Genomic DNA, 6,095 nt, shown 5'->3' with positions numbered 1-6,095 from the left:
GCCTGATTTACAAAAAATTACTGCCGACAACGGTTATAAAATAACATTCATAGATTATGTAATCAAAGAGTATAAATGGGAGGTGGAAATTGCACAAAAACCAGAATCAGCACAAGGATTTATCCCTCAGAAAAATCGCTGGCAAGTAGAAAGATCGTTTGGATGGCTAAATTTTAAACGTCGACTATTTAGAGATGTTGAGAAAACCGTAGAATCTGCTGAGGCAATGCTTGAAATTGCCTACTTATCCATTTTTTTGAATAGAATAACAAAATAAGATCCCAAAACATACTCTAAGATGTATAAATGTAAAGCGTCCCAAGGAAGTGTCAAAACATCTGGCCGCTTTGGTTGTTGCCGATGAAACTTCATAAACCTGTTCCGGAATGAAGCCATAGAAAGATAATGCACTTTCAAATGAGACATAACTCGGACCCAAAATATGGTTTGCCATCAGGAAGCGCTCCGGCTCTTTTGTAAGGGAGCTAAAATACAATCCTCTTTTGATGGAAACCAGACTACCATTGGTTATTAGCTCATGAATTTTATCATTTGGCCTTTTATAGTCTTTAAATAAAGACATCAACAGCTGATGAGACAGAGGTTGACCAGAATATTGCTGTATGTCTTTAAAAAAAGACATGTAAAAATTTAGTAAGATAATTGGAATAAATCCGATTATCTTACTAAATTTTTACATGAATTTTATATTATTTTCCTTCCGGTCAAGCTAAATCTACATTATCCGTAAAAATGACATGTTTGCATGTTATTTCACGGCCATTACTGGTTGTGATCAGATAAGTATTGTGATCCGTTTTTATTAAATCCTGTAAAAACCCATCCGTAAAAACCGGATTAAATTCAGAGACAGCTACTTTAAGGTAATCAGACAATGCACGTTCTTTAGCGTCTTCATTACGGCTTAATCCGGCTTCTAAAATACAGCATTGCATTTTAGAAGCCCCTGCTTCCAAAACTGCAAATAAGCCAACAGCTCCCGCACCTACAATACATATATCTGTTGTAATCATCATAACTGCTTCATTTATTTCTTACTCTTAATCCATGACAACTGATTGACACTTTACACCTACCCGTGTTGTATTTAAACTGAAACTGATGTGTATTTCTCGTTCAAGCCTATCAATGTTTGATTCCTTTTTTGAAAGTATAAAATGAGTCTACTTCTTCCATCTTTCCCTGCAAAAACAATGTTTGTCCTGTCCCAACTGAATCTCCACTGACTTTTTTTATTTCGCGGATAAAATCAAAAGGAATAAGAATCGAAAATGATTCCTCAGAATTGCCAGCATCCAGCATCATCCTGCAACGCAGACTATCCTCTGATAAACTGACATCTCTTACTGAATTCTTGTTCAGATAAACAGGTTCATAACCAAACATCTGCTGGCCAAAGAAAAAATACCGGGCATAAATAATGTAATGAATGGAGGCATTTTCCAAATCTGCAATGATCTGATAAATAACGGCATGCAGGTATAAATCCATAACGATTTTGTTTGAGATGATCTGCTATATTTGTTCTTCAAACTTATTTTCAAATTAAATCAGGCAACACCTTTCCGCCAAGCTACTTTCTCCTTTCCAGCTGCCTGAATAAACTTCTTAACTTACTTCAACTGCTTACATACCAACTAACTTCTATACAAATTTCAGTGACCAAATTGCCCTTACCAATAAACCAAACCTTCAAGACGAGCCAGTTCCAGACTAGCCACACAAAGCTGATATTGATATTGAAGGCGGGTTAATTCTGCTCTTTGTACATTGGTGCTCGCGTTAGTCAGTTCCAGATTGGTACCCGTACCATTTCGAAAACGGCTCTGGGCAAATTTCTGCGCTTCTTTTGCCTCATTTATCTGCCCAAGCGCATTGACAAGGCTCGATTTGTTGCTTTCAACATCTGTCAATGCCTGGGCAATATCCCTGCTGAACGTGTTGTCCAGGCTTTGCTGTTCAAGTCTGGATTGAAGCAATTGTCCTTGTGAAAGACTGACTTGTTTTTTGATACGACCTCCCTGATAAATCGGAATATTCAGCGTAACACCGGCCTGATAGGCATAGCGGAATTTGTTGATATCCGGCACATATCCATTGGCAAAACCAGTTCCTGCATTGAGCACCAGCGAAGGTTTCCCCTTGATCTTGCTCATTTTCAGCTCAGCTTCGGCCATGGCAATTTTATCTTTCAAAAGCAGATATTCTGCATTTCCGTTTTTTGCGTTTTCCAGAATACTTACCGCATCGCTGCTTTCAGAAATGGCGGGAAAATTAAAATCCGTCCCTTCTTTGCTAACCTGAACACCAGTGGCATACTGCATTAAATTATACTGCTTGCTCAGACTATTTTGCAGATCAATTTTCCGATTGTTTTCCTGATCTATACTGGATTGAATCGAAAGCACATCGTATTTCAGCGCGTCTCCGTTTTTAAATTTAACCTCTGTATCCCGTTTGTTAAATTGCAAAAAGTTGATCACACTATCCTGTATGGCAATTGCACTTTTTAAGTAAGCAATCTGGTAATATATATTGGAGACCTGAAAAGCCATCTGGTTTTTGTTGTACAGGGCATTATCCTTTGCATATTGAAGGCCAGCCTTGGCTCGTTCAACACCTGTTTTTACAACTCCAAAATCCCAGAGCGTATAACTTCCATTGACCATGGTTTTGTAATTATTGTTGGGCATGATGCTCAGTTTGGTCACCTGATCACCTGCCGGAATTGTCACGACCGAAACCGGATGCAGATAATTGTAAGAACCTGTTGCCGCTACTGAAGGCAGACCGGCAGCTCTGGCCAGATCTATCCGCTGATTCTCCACAGCAACAGCCTGGTCAAGTTCTTTGAAAGCGGGAAAGTAATTGAAGGACTGATTAATCAGTGTTTTAAGATCCGAAGAAACCTGCTGTGCATGAAGCTGACCGGCGCCTAAACCTATAAAAAGGATGAAAATGAAACGTTTCATGATAGATAAATGATTTTGAATTAATGTGCAGCCGCAGCTACTTTTGCTCTGGTTTCGGCATCCATATCCTGATTACTCAATAAAAGCATGAAGGGAATGGTACAGATAAAAAACACGGAAATCAGGAGAAAACCATCCAGATAGGCCTGCATTTGAGCCTGACCTGACACGATGAAATCCAGGTTGCCGACGGCAGCTTGTTTCGCTGCAATCGGGTTGATACCCTTGGCCATCATGCCATGGGTTATGCTTTCCAAACGGCTGTTCATAAGCGGATTATTGCCTTGAAGATTTGAGATCAGATCATTTCTATGCGTGGCAAACCGGTTAGTAGAATAGGTGTTCATGATGGCAATCCCGAAGGCGCCGCCAAGTGACCGGAACATATTATTCAGCGAAATTCCATAGGGCATATCTTTGGGCTCCAATCCCACAACCGCCTGACTAAGAAGCGGAACGGTCAGAAATCCCGTCCCCAATCCTCTGCAAACCTGTGTCAATGTAAACCACCATTTCCCTGCTTCGGCCGTTGCCAGAGAAGATGTGTAGCCATGGAGAATGAAAAGAATAAAACCGGCACAGACAAAATAAATCGGCTTGACACCCTTTCCTAAACCAGCGCCTATAAACGGCATCGCAAAAATTGTGATCAGCGCGCCCGGAATCATTGAAAGTCCAGCTTCGGTCGGGGTATAACCCATCACGCGCTGTACCATCACCGGGAATAAATAAACGGATCCGAAAAGTCCAAATCCACACACGAAAGTCAGCACATTACTTCCGATCAGGTTTATGCTTTTCATAACCCTCAAATTGATCGCAGGATTTTTGGTGTGCAATTCCCAGTAAATAAATAATCCAATACCGATGACAGCAGCAGCGGTTAGGTAACGAATCGTTTCATCCTGGAACCAATCCTCAGATTGTCCTTTTTCAAGCACATATTGCAAAGCACCTACGCCGATGCTTAGCGAGAGAATGCCTGTATAATCGACCGGAATCGCCTTTCTGTTGATGTGATATTCTTCGGGTTGCTTGTCTACAAACTTCCAGGTCAAAAGCGCGGCGGCAATTCCGATTGGAATGTTAATATTAAAAATCAACGCCCAGTGATAATTGTCGACAATATAACCACCCAGAACCGGACCGATGGTTGGCCCCATCACAATGCCCATCCCGAAAATTCCTCCCGCAATACCTTTTTCTTCCGGCTTAAATTGTTCGAAAAGAATACCCTGTGATACTGAAAGCAACGCTCCCCCGCCCAGTCCCTGTACAAAACGCCATAAAACGAGCATCCAAAGCGAAGACGACGTTCCGCACAGATAGGAAGCGATTGTAAAAATAATAATTGATGCCAGGTAGTAATTTTTCCTTCCAAAATACCGGCTTAAAAAACCGGTTAACGGGATAATAATCACGTTGGCGATCGCGTAGGCTGTTACTACCCAGGAGGCATCTTCCAACGTTGCACCAAGTGTTCCGCTGATATTATTTAAGGCAACATTGATAATTGAGGTGTCGATCAGCTCCATAATGGCCGCCGAAATCGTGGTCACGATGATGATGATCCTGACAAATTTATTCTCTTGACTGGCCATAATTTGAGGCTTTGCTCCGCAGCTATTTAACTTTTACATCCACTTCCACACTCAATCCTGCCTTTAAAAGACCAGTTAGTGTTTCGGCATGATCAATTTCGATAGTAACCGGCACACGCTGAGTCACTTTCACAAAATTACCTGTTGAATTATCCGGAGGCAGAAGTGAGAACTTAGCACCCGTTGCATCACTAAAACCGGAAATTTTTCCTGAAATTTCCTGATTTGGATAGCCATCAATTTCAATTTTCACCGCCTGCCCTACTTTCATATGTTCAAGCTGCGTTTCTTTAAAGTTGGCTACAATCCAGTATTTATCACTGCTCACCAAACTGAAAAGTTGCTGACCGCCCTGTACAAACTGTCCGGGTTTCAGGTTGGTTTTCCCAAGTTTCCCTGTGGACGGAGCGATAATTCTTGTATAACTCAAATCCAGTTTTGCTCTTTCCAAAGAAGTTTCTTTAACGGCAATAGTAGCTTTTGCGCGCTGTATCTGCGCATTTGCCGTCCCGGTTTGCACGCCTGCCTGCTGCACTCTGGTTTTACTGGAAGCCAGCAAAGAAACCGAAGTTTTGTAAGCAGACTGGCTATTTTCAAGTTGTCTTAGCGTAATTGATCCATCTTTGTAAAGAGCCTCATCCCGGGCCAAATCCCTTTTTGCCTTATCCAACGCAACTTCTTCAACACTTACACCTGCGGCGGCAACCGTTCTGTTGGAGCCAATCGTCGGAAGCTGGGATTCAGCGGCAGCCAGATCTGCCTGTGCCGACAAAAGATCAGCATTTGCCTGCTGAACGGCCAGCACGAAGTCACGGTCATCAATGACTGCAAGCGTATCCCCCTTTTTCACATTTTGATAATCCAGCAATGAAAAGTCCCTAACGTAACCCGATATACGGCTTATCACCGGAACCGAGTTTGTTTCAATTTGTGCATTATCTGTACTTTCAAAATGTAAAGCGTGGTCAACTTTATTATATGTAAAATAGATTGCACCAATCGCGATGGCAGCGATGATCAGGGTTTTGGAAGCCTTACCAGCCAGACTCTGTGTTTTTTCTTCTGTTTCCATGAAATTGAATAAGTAAACTTAGTTTACAAATGTAGTATACCAAGTTTACCTTTCCAAAAATTTAGTAAAATAAGTTTACTAAATTTTAAAATAATTTTTGGATCAGAATTTATATGAAGAATTTGGTAACCTAAGAGTATGTTTTGGATTGTATTAAACTAACAATGAGAGCCAGTCGTTAAACTTGTTGAATCTCACCTCAAACAAGTTTTAATGAAAACGAATTTCACAGAAATGACTGACTCTCAATGGCAATTTGTAGAAAAAATAATTGACAACAAAAGATCAAGAAAACATTCCTTGCGAACCATAGTAAATGCCATATTATGGTTAAATGAAACTGGTGTTCAATGGCGGAATATAGATAGCAAATATCCTGCTTGGCAGACAATTTACTATCATTTTAGGCAATTTAAACTACGTGGGATT

At 40.9% G+C, this 6,095-nt stretch carries 7 protein-coding genes; 2 read left to right on the top strand and 5 right to left on the bottom strand.

The genetic code is table 11. The features are described from left to right. Window positions 1-277, top strand: a 277-nt coding sequence (locus FDK13_RS35040; protein ID WP_170982892.1) for a transposase, incomplete at its 5' end; no start/stop codon positions are given. A gap of 448 nt (window positions 278-725) precedes the next feature. Here FDK13_RS35040 and FDK13_RS35760 read toward each other — a convergent pair. The 5 genes from FDK13_RS35760 to FDK13_RS35010 all read right to left on the bottom strand — a co-directional run bounded on the left by FDK13_RS35760 (window position 726) and on the right by FDK13_RS35010 (window position 5,666). Next, window positions 726-1,037 (bottom strand): NAD(P)/FAD-dependent oxidoreductase, encoded by a 312-nt coding sequence (locus FDK13_RS35760; protein WP_181956160.1) that lies wholly within the window; start codon window positions 1,035-1,037, stop codon window positions 726-728. A 109-nt stretch (window positions 1,038-1,146) separates the two neighbouring features. Continuing rightward, window positions 1,147-1,512, bottom strand: a complete 366-nt coding sequence (locus FDK13_RS35025; protein WP_137344655.1) for a hypothetical protein — start codon at window positions 1,510-1,512, stop codon at window positions 1,147-1,149. A 182-nt stretch (window positions 1,513-1,694) separates the two neighbouring features. After that, window positions 1,695-2,993 (bottom strand): TolC family protein, encoded by a 1,299-nt coding sequence (locus FDK13_RS35020; protein WP_137344654.1) that lies wholly within the window; start codon window positions 2,991-2,993, stop codon window positions 1,695-1,697. A 20-nt stretch (window positions 2,994-3,013) separates the two neighbouring features. Continuing rightward, a complete protein-coding gene (locus FDK13_RS35015; protein ID WP_137344653.1) occupies window positions 3,014-4,594 on the bottom strand; it encodes a DHA2 family efflux MFS transporter permease subunit in 1,581 nt (526 codons plus the stop codon). A gap of 22 nt (window positions 4,595-4,616) precedes the next feature. After that, entirely contained in the window at window positions 4,617-5,666 is a 1,050-nt protein-coding gene (locus FDK13_RS35010) for an HlyD family secretion protein (protein WP_137344652.1), read from the bottom strand. A 213-nt stretch (window positions 5,667-5,879) separates the two neighbouring features. Between FDK13_RS35010 and FDK13_RS35005 the strand changes: the two genes are divergently transcribed. Continuing rightward, on the top strand, window positions 5,880-6,095 hold a 216-nt coding region (locus tag FDK13_RS35005; protein ID WP_137341583.1), incomplete at its 3' end, for a transposase.

It is taken from the genome of Dyadobacter frigoris (assembly GCF_005280585.1).
Classification (GTDB): Bacteria; Bacteroidota; Bacteroidia; order Cytophagales; family Spirosomataceae; genus Dyadobacter; species Dyadobacter frigoris.
The sequence above is the reverse complement of the archived record's forward strand: the minus strand, read 5'-3'. Positions and strand labels throughout refer to the sequence as shown.